We start from the raw sequence: 15,433 nt of genomic DNA on the forward strand, positions 1-15,433 counted from the left end.
GAGTCCTGCGGCAACAAGATCAAGGCCGCGGCATACCGCGCCCGCAAGCGGCAGGCCCAGCCGGCGGAGTCGGTCTGACCGGTGGTCCGGGGCACCTCGTGGGGCGGACACCGCGTCGGGCATCCTGAGGCTGAGGCTGAGGCCGGCCGGGCGGCAAAGGGGAGCTGTGGTGAACGAGCAGACGCACGCCACGGGCGGTGCCGGGGCAGCCGGAGCGTACCCCCAGCTGCGGCTGGACACGTTGCTCGAGGGCCTGCAGGAGCAGATCCAGGAGGTACGGGCCGCCCGCGACAGGATGCACACGCTGCTCGACGCCGTGCTCTCCATCGGCAGCGATCTCGATCTCGAAGTGGTGCTGCACCGGATCGTGCAGTCCGCGGTCACGCTGGTCGACGCCCAGTACGGGGCGCTCGGGGTGCTGGGTGACGAAGGAACCATCAGGCAGTTCATCACCGTCGGCATCGACGAGGAAGCCATCGCCCGGATCGGGCACTATCCGCGCGGCGAGGGCATCCTGGGCCTGCTGATCCGTGATCCGGCCCCCCTGCGCCTGCCGGATCTGAGCGAACACCCGGCTTCCGTGGGTTTCCCCTCCGGGCACCCGCCGATGAGCAGCTTCCTGGGCGCCCCGATCCGGGTCCGTGAGCAGGTGTTCGGCAATCTGTATCTGACCAACAAGCAGGGCGGCGCGGAGTTCGACGCCGACGACGAGGCGGTGCTGCGCACGCTCGCCGCGGCGGCCGGTGTGGCGATCGACAACGCCCGGCTGTACGACGACGCCCGCCGCAGGCAGCGGTGGCTGGCGGCGAGCAACGAACTGACCCGCAGCCTGCTGTCCGGCGAGTCGCCCGCCGCGGCGCTGGATTCGTTCACCGCCACGGTGCGGGACATGGCGGGCGCCGACCTGGTCACCCTTGCGGTGCCGGTCGGCGACAGCGGGGAGCTCGTGATCGAAGCTGCCTGCGGGACGGGGGCACAGGACGTCCACGGGCTGCTGCTGCCGACCACGACACTGGCCTCGAAGGTGCTCGCGTCCGGGGAGACCATCACCAGCGAGGCGGTGAGCACCGACCCGCGCGGTCAGGGCGGCAGCGCCGCGCTGGTCGAACTGGGGCCGGCGTTCTTCGTGCCGCTCGGCACCCGGGAGAACGTCCGCGGCGTACTGCAGGTGGCGCGCGTACCGGACGGCCCGAAGTTCCCGGACGCCGTCATCGACATGATCAACGGGTTCAGCAACCAGGCGGCCCTCGCCCTGGAGGTGGCCGAGCGCCGGCGGGACGCCGAGCACATGCTGGTCCTCAGCGACCGCGACCGGATCGCCCGCGATCTGCACGACCTGGTCATTCAGCGCCTCTTCGCCGGCGCGCTGTCACTGCAGTCCACGCTCGGGCGGGTCGCCGACCGGCCCCAGGCGAGCGAGCGGATCCAGCGGGTCGTGGACGACCTGGACGACACCATCAAGGTCATCCGCTCCACCATCTACGCTCTGCGCGAGCACGACCAGAAGCGACGGGACAGCGGCCTGCGCGCCCGCCTGGTGACGGCCACCGAGCGGGCCGCCGAAACGCTCGGTTTCACCCCCGCACTGCGGATGACCGGCCTGCTGGACACCGACGTTCCCGCCGACTACGCCGACCATCTCCTGGCGGTCCTCGGCGAGGCCCTGTCCAACGTCGCCCGGCACGCCCGGGCCACTGCGGTCGACGTGAACGTGGAGGTCTCGGGCACGACCCTGCGACTGCGGGTGTCCGACAACGGACGCGGCATCGACCCTGCCGTCACCCGCCGCAGCGGCCTGGCCAACCTCGACCGGCGCGCCGACGAACTCGGCGGTACCTGCAGCCTGTCCCCCAACGAACCCCGTGGTACGACGGTGGAATGGGCCGTGCCCCTCTCACGGGCCGGCCGCTGACGGCAGGCCGCCTGAGTCACCTCCCCTGTCCGGCCCGTTCCCAGCCGCGGCGCGGGGGTCGGGCGCCGAGTCGGGTGTCGCGGCTGCGGTAGACGATGTAGGGGCGGGTCAGGTAGCCGACGGGCGCGGTGAGCATGTGGACGAGGCGGGTGAAGGGCCAGGCCGCGAACAGCAGCAGCGCGCTGAGGGCGTGGAGCTGGAAGAGGACCGGGGCTCCGGTCATCAGGTCCGGGTCGGGCTGGAGATAGAAGATCGAGCGGAACCAGGGGGAGATGGTCTCCCGGTAGTCGTAGCCGCCGCCCACGATGTTGGCGGCGACGGTCGCGGCCAGGCCGAGGACGATCGTCGCGGTGAGCGAGACGTACATCGCCTTGTCGTTGCGGGTGGTGGCGGAGAAGACGGGGCCGACGGTGCGGCGGCGGTAGATGAGGATGGCCAGTCCGCCCAGGGTGCACACGCCGGCGATGGTGCCGAGGACGACCGCCGAGACGTGGTACGTGTGCTCGCTCATCCCGACCGCTTCGGTCCAGCTCTTGGGGATGAGCAGGCCGCCGATGTGGCCGATCAGCACGACGAGGATGCCGAAGTGGAACAGCGGGCTGCCGATGCGCAGCAGGCGGCTCTCGTAGAGCTGGGAGGAGCGGGTGGTCCAGCCGAACTTGTCATAGCGGTAGCGCCAGATGTGGCCGAGGACGAAGACCGCGAGAGACAGGTACGGCAGGGCGACCCAGAGCAGGATGCCGCCGGTGCCGGACTCCACCGCCAGGGTGACGGGCTGCGCGGGTACGGTCATCGCGGGCCTCCTGCGGGGTCGGGCATCAACTGCGGGGGCGTGTACGGGGCGAGGCCGACCTGCTCCTCGGGCGGGCCCTCGGCGGCGAGCCGGGCGACGGCTTCGTGTTCGTCGCCCGCCAGGGCGGGCAGGGTGGCGGAGACGGAGTCCAGCAGGGCCGCCCAGGGCGAGTTGTCGTCGTGCAGGGCCAGGCGCAGCAGTTCGAGGCCGGCGCGGTGTTCGGTGAGCAGGCGGTGTCCGGCCGCGGGGTCGGTCGCGGCGAATTCGAGGACGACGGCGAGGTGGTCGGGCAGTTCGTCGTCGGTCAGGCGCCGGCCGGAGGCGGCGTAGGTCTGTTTCAGGCGCAGCAGGGCGATGCCGCGTTTCCGGGTGTCGCCGTGGGCGTAGTAGGTGAGGTACGGGCAGCAGCGTTTGCGGTGGTCGAAGGTCGCGACGTAGGCGGCGGCCAGGTCGGCGCCGGGTGTGCGTTCCGCGTGCGCGGTGAAGCGCAGCAGCGGTTCGGCGACCGCCCCGGGCAGTGCAGTGGCGACCTTGCGGGTGAGGGCGAGGTGGGGCGGGAACTGGTCGTCGGGGTAGGCCAGCAGGAGGGACTGGGTCTGCCAGGCGTAGGGGTGCCAGGGCTCGGTGCGCGCCGGGCGTCGTGTCGTCCGTTTCATGGTTTCGGCTCCACCTCCCCGCCGGTGTCCGTGTGCGCGTCGTGACCGGCGTCGGACGGCTTGGGTGGGAAGAGGCCGGGTGGGGAGCCCTTGCCGTCCCAGTTGAGGAGGTTGACGCGGCTGGCCTTGTCGGTGGGGGCGACGGGAGTGTCGGAGGTCTGCCGGTCGTGCAGCGCCCGGTAGTTCTCCACCGCGATCGGTGCGGCGCCGCCCGATGCCTCACCGAAGGGGCCGGAGCCGCCCATGCCGGGGCCGCCCTCGTAGTCCAGGCTGCACTCGGTGGCCAACTCCTCCAGCTTGTGGGCCTGTTCGGCGTGGGCGGGCGGGATGACGTACCGCTCGTCGTACTTGGCCAGGGCCAGCAGCCGGTACATGTCGTAGATCTGCTCGCCGCTCATGCCGACGGACTTGGGGACGGTGTCGTTCGGTTCGCGGCCGAGGTTGATGTCGCGCATGTAGGAGCGCATCGCTGCCAGGCGGCGCAGCACGGCGTCGACCGGCGCCGGGTCCCCGGCCGTGAACAGCTGGGCGAGGTAGTCGACGGGGATGCGCAGGGCGTCGACGGCGGCGAACAGGTTGTGGTGGCTCTCGGCGTCGTGGCCGGTGTCGCGTACGGCGTCGACGACCGGGGACAGCGGCGGGATGTACCAGACCATGGGCAGGGTGCGGTACTCCGGGTGCAGCGGAAGCGCCACCTTGTAGGTGTTGATCAGGGCGTGGATCGGGGAGCGCTGAGCGGCCTCGATCCAGTCCCGGGGGATGCCGGCCTTCTCCGCCTCGGCGATCACCTGCGGGTCGTGCGGGTCGAGGAAGACTTCCCGCTGGGCCTCGTACAGGCCCGTGTCGTCGGGGGTGGAGGCGGCCTCGAGGACGCGGTCGGCGTCGTAGAGGACGAGGCCGATGTAGCGCAGGCGGCCGACGCAGGTCTCGGAGCAGACGGTGGGCAGGCCGACCTCCACGCGGGGGAAGCAGAAGGTGCACTTCTCGGCCTTGCCGGTGCGGTGGTTGAAGTACACCTTCTTGTACGGGCAGCCGGTGACGCACATCCGCCAGCCCCGGCAGCGGTCCTGGTCGACCAGGACGATGCCGTCCTCTTCCCGCTTGTAGATCGCGCCGGACGGGCAGGACGCCGCGCACGAGGGATTGAGGCAGTGCTCGCAGATCCGCGGCAGGAAGAACATGAAGGTCTGCTCGAACTCCAGCTTGATCCTGTCCGAGACCTCCCGCAGCAGCACGTCCTGCTCTCCGGTCGCGGCGGAGCCGCCGAGGCTGTCGTCCCAGTTCGCCGACCAGGAGATCTTCATGTCCTTGCCGGAGATCAGGGACTTGGGGCGGGCGACCGGGGTGTGCTCCTGCAGCGGGGCGTTGGTGAGGGTCTCGTAGTCGTAGGTCCAGGGTTCGTAGTAGTCGTCGAGGGAGGGGAGTCTGGGGTTGGCGAAGATGCCGATCAGCTTCTTGAAGCGGCCGCCCGCCTTCAGCGTCAGCCGGCCCCGCTTGTTCAGTTTCCAGCCGCCCTCCCAGGTGTCCTGGTCCTCGTAGCGGCGGGGGTAGCCCTGGCCGGGGCGGGTCTCGACGTTGTTGAACCACACGTACTCGACGCCGGTGCGGTTGGTCCACGCCTGTTTGCAGGTGACCGAGCAGGTGTGGCAGCCGATGCACTTGTCGAGGTTCATCACCATCGCCATCTGGGCCATGACACGCATGATCAGTACTCCACCTCCTGGTTGACTCGTCGGCGGATGACGGTGACCTCGTCGCGCTGGTTTCCGGTCGGGCCGAGGTAGTTGAAGGCGTACGACAGCTGGCCGTAGCCGCCGATCAGATGGCTGGGCTTGATCAGCAGTCGGGTCAGGGAGTTGTGGATGCCGCCACGCCGGCCGGAAGTCTCGGTGCGGGGCACGTCGATGAGCCGGTCCTGGGCGTGGTGCATGTAGACGGTGCCCTCGGGCATGCGGTGCGAGACGATCGCGCGGGCGGCGACGACGCCGTTGCGGTTGACGGCCTCGACCCAGTCGTTGTCCTTCACTCCGACCTTGGCCGCGTCCTGCGTGCTCATCCAGATCGTCGGCCCGCCCCGCGAGAGGGACAGCATGAACAGGTTGTCCTGGTACTCGGAGTGGATGGACCACTTGTTGTGCGGGGTCAGGTAGCGGACCGTCACGCCCAGTTCACCGACGTCCCCCAGACGGGGCTCGCCGAACAGGGCGTCCATGTTCAACGGTGGGCGGTAGATGGGGAGTTGCTCGCCGAGTGCGGTGATCCAGTCGTGGTCGAGGTAGAAGTGCTGGCGGCCGGTGAGGGTGTGCCAGGGCTTGAGGCGCTCGACGTTGACCGTGAACGGCGAGTAGCGGCGCCCGCCGGTCTCCGAACCCGACCACTCCGGTGAGGTGATGACCGGGACGGGAGCGGCCTGGGTGTCGGCGAACGTGATCTGCTTGCCCTCGTGTTCGGCCGCCAGGTCGGCCAGCCGGGTGCCCGTGCGGGCCTCCAGGGTGTGGAAGCCCTGGGTGGCGAGGTGGCCGTTGGTGGTGCCGGACAGGGCGAGGATCGCTTCGCAGGCGTGCACGTCCCGGGCGATGGAGGGGCGGCCGTCGGCCACTCCCCCGCGCACGGTGCCGTTCTTGTGCCGCAGGTACTCCAGCTCCCGGTCGAGCTTGAAGGTGACGCCCTTGGTGGTGGCGCCGAGGGTGTCCAGCAGCGGGCCGAGCGCGGCCATCTTCTCGGCCACGGCGCCGTAGTCACGTTCGACGGTGATCAGCTTCGGCATGGTGCGGCCGGGTACGGGCTCGCACTCACCCGCCTGCCAGTCCCGCACTCTGCCGTGCGGAGTGGCCAGTTCGTCCACCGTGTCGTGCAGCAGCGGCGCGGCCACGACGTCCTTGCGTACGGCGAGATGGCCGGCGGCCTGGCGGCTGAACTCGCGCGCGAGGGTGTGGAAGGCGTCGAAGTCGGTGCGGGTCTGCCAGGGCGGGGCGATCGCCGGGTTGAAGGCGTGCACGAACGGGTGCATGTCCGTGCTGGACAGGTCGTGCTTCTCGTACCAGGTGGCGGCCGGCAGGACGACGTCGGAGAAGACCGTGGTGCTGGTCATCCGGAAGTCCAGCGTCAGCAGCAGGTCGAGCTTGCCGGCCGGGGCCTCCTCCCGCCACACCACATCACGGGGGCGCGCGTCGGGCGGTGCCTCGGCGGCGCGCAGAGAGGAGTCGGTCCCCAGCAGGTGCTTGAGGAAGTACTCGTTCCCCTTCGCCGACGAGCCCAGCAGATTGGCCCGCCACACGGTCAGCACCCGCGGGAAGTTCTCGGGCGCGTCCGGGTCCTCGACCGCGAACCGCAGCCTGCCCGCCTTCAGCTCCCCCACCACGTGCTCGCCCACGTCGCGCCCCGCCCGCGCCGCTTCGTCGGCCAGGTCGAGCGGGTTGCGGTCGAACGTCGGGTACGAGGGCATCCAGCCCATCCGCGCCGACGCGGCGATCACATCCGCGGTGGCCTTTCCCGCGAACGGACCGCCCGCCCCGGCCGCCGCCAGAGTGTCGGCGGAGAACGGGTCGTAGCGGAACTGGTCGCTGTGCAGGTACCAGTACGCCGTCTGGATCATCAGGCGGGCCGGTCGGTTCCAGTCGGCCGCCGTCGCGAGCGCCTGGTAGCCGGTGATCGGACGGACCTTCTCCTGACCGACGTAGTGCGCCCACCCGCCGCCGTTGACGCCCTGGCAGCCGGTCAGCGTGGTCAGGGTCAGGAACGCCCGGTAGATGGTGTCGGAGTGGAACCAGTGGTTCGTCCCCGCCCCCATGATGATCATCGAACGGCCGCGGGACTCCTCCGCGTTGGCGGCGAACTCCCGCGCGATGCGTGCCGCCCGCTCCGCGTCGACGCCCGTGACGGCCGCCTGCCAGGCCGGCGTGCAGGGCTCGTCCGCGTCGTCGTACGAGGCCGGCCACCGGCCGGGCAGCCCCGCGCGCGCCACCCCGTACTGGGCCAGCAGCAGGTCGTACACCGTGGTCACCAGCCGCCCGGCGATCCGCCGCACCGGCACCCCGCGCGGCAGGCGCCCCGCGCTGCCGTCGGGGGCGTCGAAGCGCGGCAGCTCCACCACGACCGGGGCCTCGTCCCCGCCCGCCGCGGACAGCAACGGCTCGATGCCGCCGAGGTCCAGGTTCCACTTCCCGGCGCCGCTCTCGCCGTAGCGGTCGCCGAGCGTGCCGTTCGGCACCGTCGGCCGCCCGTTCGCCGCATCGAGCAGGACGGTGCGGAACTCCGCGTGCTCGGCCTCCGCCTCCGCCCCGCCGAGGTCGGCGGCGGTCAGGAACTTGCCCGGCACGTACGTCCCGGGTTCGCGCTCGTCCAGCGTGACCAGGAACGGAAGGTCGGTGTACCGCTTGACGTAGTCCTGGAAGTACGGGGTGGTGCGGTCGACGAAGAACTCCTTGAGGATCACATGCCCCATGGCCATCGCCAGCGCCCCGTCGGTGCCGGGCTGGGCCGCGAGCCACTCGTCGGCGAACTTCACGTTGTCCGCGTAGTCCGGGGAGACCGCCACCACCTTCTGGCCCCGATAGCGCGCCTCGGCCATCCAGTGGGCGTCCGGGGTGCGGGTCACCGGCAGATTGGAGCCCCACATGATCAGATACCCGGCATCCCACCAGTCCCCGGACTCGGGCACGTCGGTCTGGTCGCCGAACATCTGCGGCGAGGCCACCGGCAGGTCGGCGTACCAGTCGTAGAAGGAGAGCATCACCCCACCGAGCAGGGAGTAGAAGCGGGCCCCTGCGGCGTGCGAGACCATCGACATCGCCGGGATCGGGGAGAACCCGGCCAGCCGGTCCGGACCGTACTCCTTGATCGTGTGGACGTGCGCGGCGGCGACCAGCTCCACCGCCTCGTCCCAGCTCGCCCGCACCAGGCCACCCTTGCCCCGGACCGCCTTGTAGCGGCGGGCGCGCTCCGGGTCGGACACGATGTCCGCCCAGGCCGCCACCGGATCACCCAGCCGCGCCTTGGCCTCCCGGTACATCTGCAGCAGCACGCCCCGCACATACGGGTAGCGCACTCGGGTGGGCGAGTACGTGTACCAGGAGAACGCCGCCCCACGCGGGCAGCCGCGCGGCTCGTACTCCGGGCGGTCCGGGCCCACCGACGGGTAGTCCGTCTGCTGTGCCTCCCAGGTGATGATGCCGTCCTTGACGTACACCTTCCACGAGCACGAACCGGTGCAGTTCACGCCGTGCGTGGAGCGCACCACCTTGTCGTGCGACCAGCGGTCCCGGTAGAACTCGTCCGCCTGACGGCCACCGGTCCTGTGCAGCGAGCGCAGATCCTCCGAGACCTCCGCGCGGGTGAAGAACCGGCGTGAGCGCACCAGCGCCTCGGCCACCTCGCCGTCCAGCGCCGCCTGCCGCTTCCCGTGTTGCCTGCCCGATGTCGGCTCGGTCTGTGCGGCCACCGCTCCGCCCCTTCCTCGGGCCTCGTCGCCCATCTGGATGCTCGGTTCGGTCCCACCGGGGAGCGCCACTCCTCGCCTGCCTCAAACTCTGACATCCGCACCCGACACCCCATGCTTTTTGTTGCGCCGAACGGCCGCCCACCCCGCAGCAGGCGGCCTGCAGTACGCAACCTCCGCCTGGCCCGAGTGGCCCCTGACCAGGGCCGGATGGCCCATGGGCACGGGCCGCACCGTGCCTGCACGCTGGAAGCGGCAGGTCCCCAGACCCTCACCGGAGGCAGGTCATGACCGCTCCCACCACCCTCAGCATCCTGCGCGCCCTGCCCGCCGAGCACCGGCAGCGGCTGATGCGGATCCCACGGGAAGTGATGTTCCCCCAGGGCGCCCGCCTGTTCGAGGAGGGTGGCCGGGCAGACCGGTTCTGGATCATCCGCACCGGCACGGTCGCTCTCGACCTGCATGTCCCCGGCCGCCGGGCCGCTGTCATCGAGACCCTCGGCCACAACGAACTCATCGGCTGGTCATGGTTGTTCGCCCCGCACGTCTGGCATCTGGGCGCGGAGGCGACCTCACCGGTCCGGGCGTACGAGTTCGACGCCACGGCGGTGCGCACGATGTGCCAGGACGACCCCGGGTTCGGTCTGTCCGTCACTCGGTGGGTGGGCGACATCCTCGCCCACCGGCTGCACTCGACCCGTACCCGCCTGCTCGACCTGTACGCCCCGTACGGCAGCGGCAGCGTCGTCTGATCCACCCGGGCCCGAGTCAGCGGCCGGCACGCCCCTGGATGCGGATGCCGGCTCAGTGCCCTTGCTGCCTCAGCCGGTCCCGGGCCTGACCGGCGATCATCGCGGCCTGGATGCGCCGCTCGACACCGAGCTTCGCCAGCAGGCGGGAGATGTGGTTCTTCACGGTCTTCTCGGCCAGGTACAGTCGCTGCCCGATCTGGCGGTTGGTCAGGCCCTCGCCGATCAGCGCCAGAATCTCCCGCTCCCGGTCGGTCAGGCCCGGCAGCCCGTCCGGCTCCGGCTCCGGCTGCTGCCCTCCGCGGAGCCTGGCCATCAGCCTGGTCGTGGCGCTCGGGTCGAGCAGCGACTGGCCACGTGCCACGGTGCGTACGGCCGACACCAGGTCGGAGCCCCGGATCTGTTTGAGGACGTACCCGGACGCGCCCGCCATGATCGAGTCCAGCAGGGCCTCCTCGTCGTCGAACGAGGTCAGCATCAGGCAGGCCAGCTCGGGCATCCGCGAGCGCAGCTCCCGGCACACGGTCACACCGTCGCCGTCCGGCAGCCGGATATCGAGCACCGCCACGTCCGGGCGCAACGCCGGGACACGCACCAGTGCCTGCTCGACCGTGCCGGCCTCGCCGACCACCGAGATGTCCGGCTCGTCGTCGAGCAGGTCGCGCACTCCCCGCCGTACCACTTCGTGGTCGTCCAGCAGGAAGACCCGGATCGGGCTGCCGGGGCCGGACTGCTCACTGTCCGCCATCAGTTACTCCTCATGTCCGTGTGTGGCGTTCCTTGCCGGTGCCCGGTCGTGGGCGAGCCCGACTTCTCCTCCAGATCCTGCTCGTCTCAGGGCCGAAGGGGCAGGGCCGATCGGCCCTGCCCTTCGAACCCGCCTCACCGCGCCGGTCAGCCGTTCCAGGTCCAGTCGGCGACTTCCGGCAGGTCGGTGCCGTGTTCGCGGATCCAGTCGTGGTGGCGCAGCCGCACGTCCTCCATCCGCTGCCGTACGGCCGCGGCGCGCACCGCGAGGCCGGGAACGCGGTCGATGACGTCCATGACCAGGCGGTAGCGGTCGAGGTCGTTGCGGACGACCATGTCGAACGGCGTGGTCGTGGTGCCGATCTCCTTGTACCCGCGCACGTGCAGATGCCGGTGTCCGGTGCGGCGGTAGGCGAGCCGGTGGATCAGCCAGGGATAGCCGTGGTAAGCGAAGATCACCGGCTTGTCGGGGGTGAACAGGCCGTTGTACTCGAATTCGGTCATGCCGTGCGGGTGTTCCTCGCTCGGCATCAGTCGCGCGATGTCGACCACGTTGACCACGCGCACCGACAGCTCCGGGAGGTGGCGGCGCAGCAACTGCGCGGCGGCCAGCACCTCCTGGGTGGGGACGTCGCCGGCGCAGGCCAGTACCACGTCCGGTTCGCCGCCGTTCTCCGTCCCGGCCCACTCCCAGATCCCGGCGCCGCGCGCGCAGTGGACGCGGGCCTGCTCCATGGAGAGCCAGTCGAAGCAGGGCTGTTTCCCGGCGACGATCACGTTGACGTAGTCGCGGCTGCGCAGGGCGTGGTCCGCCACCGAGAGCAGGGTGTTGGCGTCCGGTGGCAGGTAGACCCGTACGGCCTCCGGGCTCTTGTTCATGATGTGGTCGACGAAGCCGGGGTCCTGATGGGAGAAGCCGTTGTGGTCCTGGCGCCACACATGCGACGTCAACAGGTAGTTGAGGGAGGCGATCGGGGCGCGCCAGGGCAGGCGGCGGGTGACGCGCAGCCACTTGATGTGCTGGTTGACCATCGAGTCGACGATGTGGACGAAGGCCTCGTAGCAGGAGAACAGGCCGTGCCGTCCGGTGAGGAGGTAGCCCTCCAGCCAGCCCTGACAGGTGTGCTCGGAGAGGATCTCCATCACCCGGCCGTGCCGGTCGAGGTGCTCGTCGACGTCGAGGGTGCCGGCCTGCCAGGCCTTGCCGCTGGCGGCGTAGACCGCCTGGAGGCGGTTGGAGGCGGTCTCGTCAGGGCCGACCAGGCGGAAGTCGCGTCGTTCGGCGGTCGCCCTCATGACGTGTTCCAGGAAGTCGCCCAGCACGCGGGTCGGCTCATGCATCGTGGCGCCGGGCTTGTCGACGTCGACCGCGTACGACTCCAGTGGCGGAAGCGGGAGTTCGCGCAGCAGCAGGCCGCCGTTGGCGTGCGGGGTGGCGCCGAGCCTGCGGGCGCCCTCGGGGATGCAGGCCAGAACCTCCGGGCGGGGACGGCCCTGCTCGTCGAACAACTCCTCCGGGCGGTAGGAGCGCAGCCAGTCCTCCAGCTGCCGTAGGTGCTGGTGATTGTCCCGTACGGCAGACAACGGGACCTGGTGGGAGCGCCACGTGCCTTCCACCGGCAGGCCGTCGACCTCAGCCGGTCCTGTCCAGCCCTTGGGGGTGCGCAGCACGATGACCGGCCACCGGGGGCGCTCGGCCGCGCCCTGCTCGCGGGCGGCGTGTTGGATCGCGGCGATGCGGTCCAGGGCGGTGTCCATGGCGTGCGCCATCGCCTGGTGTACGGCGGCCGGGTCGTCGCCCGTCACGTGGATCGGGTCGTGGCCATACCCTTCGAGCAGGGCGTCGAGTTCGGCCTCGGGGAGCCGGGCCAGCACGGTCGGGTTGGCGATCTTGTAGCCGTTGAGGTGGAGGATCGGCAGGACGGCACCGTCGTGGACCGGGTCGAGGAACTTGTTGGAGTGCCAGGAGGCGGCCAGGGGGCCCGTCTCCGCCTCGCCGTCGCCGATGACGCAGGCGACGACCAGGTCGGGGGCGTCCAGTGCGGCCCCGTAAGCGTGGGAGAGCGAATAGCCCAGCTCACCGCCCTCGTGGATCGAGCCGGGCGTCTCCGGCGCGACATGGCTGGGTACCCCGCCCGGGAACGAGAACTGCCTGAACAGCCGCGCCATGCCGGCCGCGTCCCGGGTGACATCGGGGTAGGTCCGGGTGTACGAGCCTTCCAACCAGGAACCCGCGACCACTGCGGGGCCGCCGTGGCCGGGCCCCCAGATGCACAGGGCATTCAGGTCGCGGGCCCGGATGACGCGGTTGAGGTGGGTGTACACGAGGTTGAGGCCGGGGGACGTGCCCCAGTGGCCCAGCAGCCGTGGTTTGACGTGCTCGGGCCGCAACGGCTCGGTCAGCAGCGGGTTGGCCATGAGGTAGATCTGGCCGACGGACAGGTAGTTCGCGGCACGCCAGTGGGCGTCCAGCGTCCTCAGCTCGTCGTCGGTGAGGTGGGCGGGCGCCTGCGAGGTGTCGACGGACATCTGGGTCCCCTTCCGGATCGGGGTTCGGCGGCAGGTGCATGTCGTTCCGCACCAGACCACCCTCCGACGGATCCCCGGGTACCCGACAGGGCCGATGGGACCACACCCACCCGCTGAAGGGGCCGGGACACCGCTGACCCGTCGCCACGACGACCACAGGGCGGCGGAAGTGGTGCAGCAGGGTGTGCGTCACGGTGCCGACACCCGCTCAGTGCTGCTGCGCGGGCACGCGCTGGGAGACGGCGTGGCGCACGCCGGTACCGGTGAAGGCGAGGGCCGCTGCCGCGACCAGCGCGAGCAGGGCCAGGCCGATCGCGTACGAGCCGTAGGCGCCGTACAGGGAGCCCATCACCAGCGGCGGGACGAAGCCGCCCAGACCGCCCGCGGCACCGACGATGCCGGTGACCGAGCCGACCTTGCTCGCCGGGGCCAGCAGCGCCACCAGGGCGAACACCGCGCCGCTGCCCGCGCCGAGCGCGCCGGCCATGGCGAGGCAGGCGAGCGTGCCCAGCGGCACCAGGGACGGGGTGAACGACTGCATGACGGCCCCGGCCATCACCACGGCCAGTGACCAGCCCAGCACCCGCACCGGGCCCATACGGTCCGACAGCCAGCCGCCCACCGGCCGCATGGCCACCGCGAGCAGCACGAACCCGGCCATCCGGTTCGCCGCGTCCGCCTGGGCGAGGCCGTAGCCGGTCCTCAGGTAGGTCGGCAGGTACACGGAGAAGGCCACGTAGCCGCCGAAGGCGACGGCGTACAGGGCGGACGCCTGCCAGGTGATGCCGAGCCGCAGGGTGGCAGCCAGGCGGCGGGCCAGCGGCTCGGCCGGCACAGTACGGCCGGGTGCGTCCCGCAGCATCAGCGCGGCCACCACCGCGTAGACCGCGAGTACACCGGCGGTGATCAGGAACGGACTGGCCATACCGTACGCGTCCACCAGCTTCACCGTGGTCAGCGCGCTGATCGCGGTACCGCCCATGCCTGCGCCGAAGATCCCGATGGCCAGGCCGCGCCGCTCGGGCGGGAACCAGGCGCTGACGAGCGGCACGCCGACGGCGAACGCGGTGCCGCCGATGCCGAGGAAGAAGCCGCCGATCAGGAGCGCGGCGAGCGAGGAGTGGCCGGCCAGCCCCAGGTAGAGCACCGGAACGATGGTCCCGGCCGACACGATCGGGAACATCACCCGCCCGCCGTACCGGTCGGTCAGGGCGCCGACCGGGATCCGGCCCAGCGACCCGACCACCACCGGCACCGCGACCAGCAGCGACTGCTCGAATGAGGTCAGGTCGAGGCTGTCCTTGAAGCGGGGTCCGAGCGGGCTGAGCAGCGCCCATGCCCAGAAGTTCACGGCGAAGCCCACCGTCGCCAGGGCCAGCATCAACCAGGCTCTGCCGGGCGGCGACGAGCCCGGTCCTGACGTGTCCCTGTCGTTCCTCGCCGACTCGAGCATGCCGTCCGTCCCTTCCTCAGGCGGTGGCACGGCACCGGACAGCAGTGACCAGGCCGTCCCACCCGACGCACCCGTATCCAAGTTGCCCGCGAGGCTCAGTCGAAACAGGAGCTACGGATCGGTGGGGCCACGCCCGGGGAACCCGGTGGAAGGGCAGACTCAGGGACGCGGCGACAACGTCTTCGCCTGCGCTTCGTATCCGGCGAGGCAGAGCCTGAGACTGCACTGGTCCTCGGCCTCGACGAACACCTGCTGACCCCAGTAGGTGGTGAGGCGGTGCGCGACGTCGACCAGCCGACGGCGGTCTTCCGGCGTATACGCCGGGAAACGCGCCCAGCCCTGGTCGGCGATCTTGTTGCCGAGTTCGCTGAACAACACAGCCCGGAAGCGCTGCTCTTCCTCGTCGGTCAGCGGTGTGGTGGCGCCCTCCGCGGGCAGCACCCGGACGTTGTAAAGGTCTCGTATCACTGCGCGGCTCGCCATCCACTCAAGGTCTGTGCGCCAGAGCGTCTCTGATCAGCTTAGCGATCCCATGCAAGGCGTAGTGCCTGGTATGGGGTGTGCCCATCGTGGCGGGGTGGCGTGGGCGTGCAGGTGGAAGCCCGCACCCAGCGCTGCCCCTCGGGGCCGGTGTCGGCCGGTGGTGGGTGTGCTGATCGTCGTCACGCCCTGGTGCCGGTGGGCTGCGCGGGGCAGCCGTCTTGGGCCCGTGTGAGCGTGTCCCTCCGGACGCTTTCCCACTGGACCCGAGGGGCCGGTGGGGGAGGGTGCCCTGCGTCGCCTGGGCGCGGGGCGTGTGGAACGTGGCCGGGTGGGTCCGGTCTTGGACCGGTCCTTCCGGCGGGTGGCGGTGGTGGCCGGTGCGACCACGGCTGTGGCTTCGAGCGTGTCCACCACCGAACGGATGACCATGGCGCCGGTGGCGCGGTCGGTGACGGTCTTGGTCTGGTGGGCCAGGCCGCGGGCGGCGATGCGCTGCCAGGCTCCGGCGTCGCGGTCGCCCTGCCAGCCGCACTCGGGGTTGGGGCAGATGGCCCATTTCCAGCCGGGCGCGGTGGGCCGATCGGGGGCCTTGCGGTGGCGCAGCGGGACGAGGCAGCGGGGGCAGTGCCGGGAGGTGCCCCGGGCCGGGACGGTGACGACGGCGATACCGGCCT

At 71.0% G+C, this 15,433-nt stretch carries 11 protein-coding genes; 2 read left to right on the forward strand and 9 right to left on the reverse strand.

What is annotated here, in order from left to right:
• Positions 1 to 169: 169 nt before the first annotated feature.
• Positions 170 to 1,912 (forward strand): sensor histidine kinase, encoded by a 1,743-nt coding sequence (locus ACTWQJ_RS28645; protein WP_443309431.1) that lies wholly within the window; start codon positions 170 to 172, stop codon positions 1,910 to 1,912.
• 16 nt (positions 1,913 to 1,928) lie between these two features.
• On the opposite strand, the gene narI is transcribed toward ACTWQJ_RS28645, so the two are convergent.
• From narI to ACTWQJ_RS28665, 4 genes are read right to left on the reverse strand one after another with little or no spacing between them, the layout of a single operon-like run.
• Positions 1,929 to 2,705: a respiratory nitrate reductase subunit gamma gene (gene narI / locus ACTWQJ_RS28650; RefSeq protein ID WP_443309432.1), complete on the reverse strand. Its 777-nt coding sequence runs from the start codon at positions 2,703 to 2,705 to the stop codon at positions 1,929 to 1,931.
• Positions 2,702 to 3,361, reverse strand: coding sequence for a nitrate reductase molybdenum cofactor assembly chaperone (gene narJ, locus ACTWQJ_RS28655; protein ID WP_443309433.1), 660 nt, complete (start codon positions 3,359 to 3,361; stop codon positions 2,702 to 2,704). The genes narI and narJ overlap by 4 nt, the downstream gene beginning before the upstream one ends.
• Positions 3,358 to 5,064 (reverse strand): nitrate reductase subunit beta, encoded by a 1,707-nt coding sequence (gene narH / locus ACTWQJ_RS28660; RefSeq protein WP_443309434.1) that lies wholly within the window; start codon positions 5,062 to 5,064, stop codon positions 3,358 to 3,360. Before narH ends, narJ begins: the two co-directional genes overlap by 4 nt.
• Before the next feature lie 2 nt (positions 5,065 to 5,066).
• Positions 5,067 to 8,744, reverse strand: coding sequence for a nitrate reductase subunit alpha (locus ACTWQJ_RS28665; protein ID WP_443309441.1), 3,678 nt, complete (start codon positions 8,742 to 8,744; stop codon positions 5,067 to 5,069).
• Positions 8,745 to 9,085: 341 nt separating this feature from the next.
• Between ACTWQJ_RS28665 and ACTWQJ_RS28670 the strand changes: the two genes are divergently transcribed.
• Positions 9,086 to 9,550 (forward strand): Crp/Fnr family transcriptional regulator, encoded by a 465-nt coding sequence (locus ACTWQJ_RS28670; RefSeq protein ID WP_443309435.1) that lies wholly within the window; start codon positions 9,086 to 9,088, stop codon positions 9,548 to 9,550.
• Between the two features lie 52 nt (positions 9,551 to 9,602).
• On the opposite strand, the gene ACTWQJ_RS28675 is transcribed toward ACTWQJ_RS28670, so the two are convergent.
• The 5 genes from ACTWQJ_RS28675 to ACTWQJ_RS28695 form a co-directional block, all read right to left on the reverse strand.
• Positions 9,603 to 10,295, reverse strand: a complete 693-nt coding sequence (locus ACTWQJ_RS28675) for a response regulator (protein WP_443309436.1) — start codon at positions 10,293 to 10,295, stop codon at positions 9,603 to 9,605.
• Positions 10,296 to 10,441: 146 nt separating this feature from the next.
• The gene (locus ACTWQJ_RS28680) at positions 10,442 to 12,823 is read right to left on the reverse strand and encodes a phosphoketolase family protein (RefSeq protein WP_443309437.1); all 2,382 of its coding nucleotides are present in this window, start codon (positions 12,821 to 12,823) and stop codon (positions 10,442 to 10,444) included.
• Between the two features lie 208 nt (positions 12,824 to 13,031).
• Positions 13,032 to 14,204: an MFS transporter gene (locus tag ACTWQJ_RS28685; protein ID WP_443309438.1), complete on the reverse strand. Its 1,173-nt coding sequence runs from the start codon at positions 14,202 to 14,204 to the stop codon at positions 13,032 to 13,034.
• 231 nt (positions 14,205 to 14,435) lie between these two features.
• Positions 14,436 to 14,759 (reverse strand): hypothetical protein, encoded by a 324-nt coding sequence (locus ACTWQJ_RS28690; protein WP_443309439.1) that lies wholly within the window; start codon positions 14,757 to 14,759, stop codon positions 14,436 to 14,438.
• A gap of 33 nt (positions 14,760 to 14,792) precedes the next feature.
• Positions 14,793 to 15,433, reverse strand: a 641-nt coding sequence (locus ACTWQJ_RS28695; protein ID WP_443309440.1) for a zinc ribbon domain-containing protein, incomplete at its 5' end; no start/stop codon positions are given.

The sequence above is a fragment of the Streptomyces sp. KR55 genome (assembly GCF_052245645.1).
Lineage (GTDB): Bacteria > Actinomycetota > Actinomycetes > Streptomycetales > Streptomycetaceae > Streptomyces > Streptomyces flavusporus.

What these genes read in the sequence shown, in the direction of transcription:
- narI (WP_443309432.1), bottom strand. Translation starts at nt 2,705, where the DNA reads ATGACCGTACCCGCGCAGCCCGTCACCCTGGCGGTGGAGTCCGGCACC.
- narJ (WP_443309433.1), bottom strand. Translation starts at nt 3,361, where the DNA reads ATGAAACGGACGACACGACGCCCGGCGCGCACCGAGCCCTGGCACCCC.
- narH (WP_443309434.1), bottom strand. Translation starts at nt 5,064, where the DNA reads ATGCGTGTCATGGCCCAGATGGCGATGGTGATGAACCTCGACAAGTGC.
- ACTWQJ_RS28670 (WP_443309435.1), top strand. Translation starts at nt 9,086, where the DNA reads ATGACCGCTCCCACCACCCTCAGCATCCTGCGCGCCCTGCCCGCCGAG.
- ACTWQJ_RS28675 (WP_443309436.1), bottom strand. Translation starts at nt 10,295, where the DNA reads ATGGCGGACAGTGAGCAGTCCGGCCCCGGCAGCCCGATCCGGGTCTTC.
- ACTWQJ_RS28680 (WP_443309437.1), bottom strand. Translation starts at nt 12,823, where the DNA reads ATGTCCGTCGACACCTCGCAGGCGCCCGCCCACCTCACCGACGACGAG.
- ACTWQJ_RS28685 (WP_443309438.1), bottom strand. Translation starts at nt 14,204, where the DNA reads ATGCTGGCCCTGGCGACGGTGGGCTTCGCCGTGAACTTCTGGGCATGG.
- ACTWQJ_RS28690 (WP_443309439.1), bottom strand. Translation starts at nt 14,759, where the DNA reads ATGGCGAGCCGCGCAGTGATACGAGACCTTTACAACGTCCGGGTGCTG.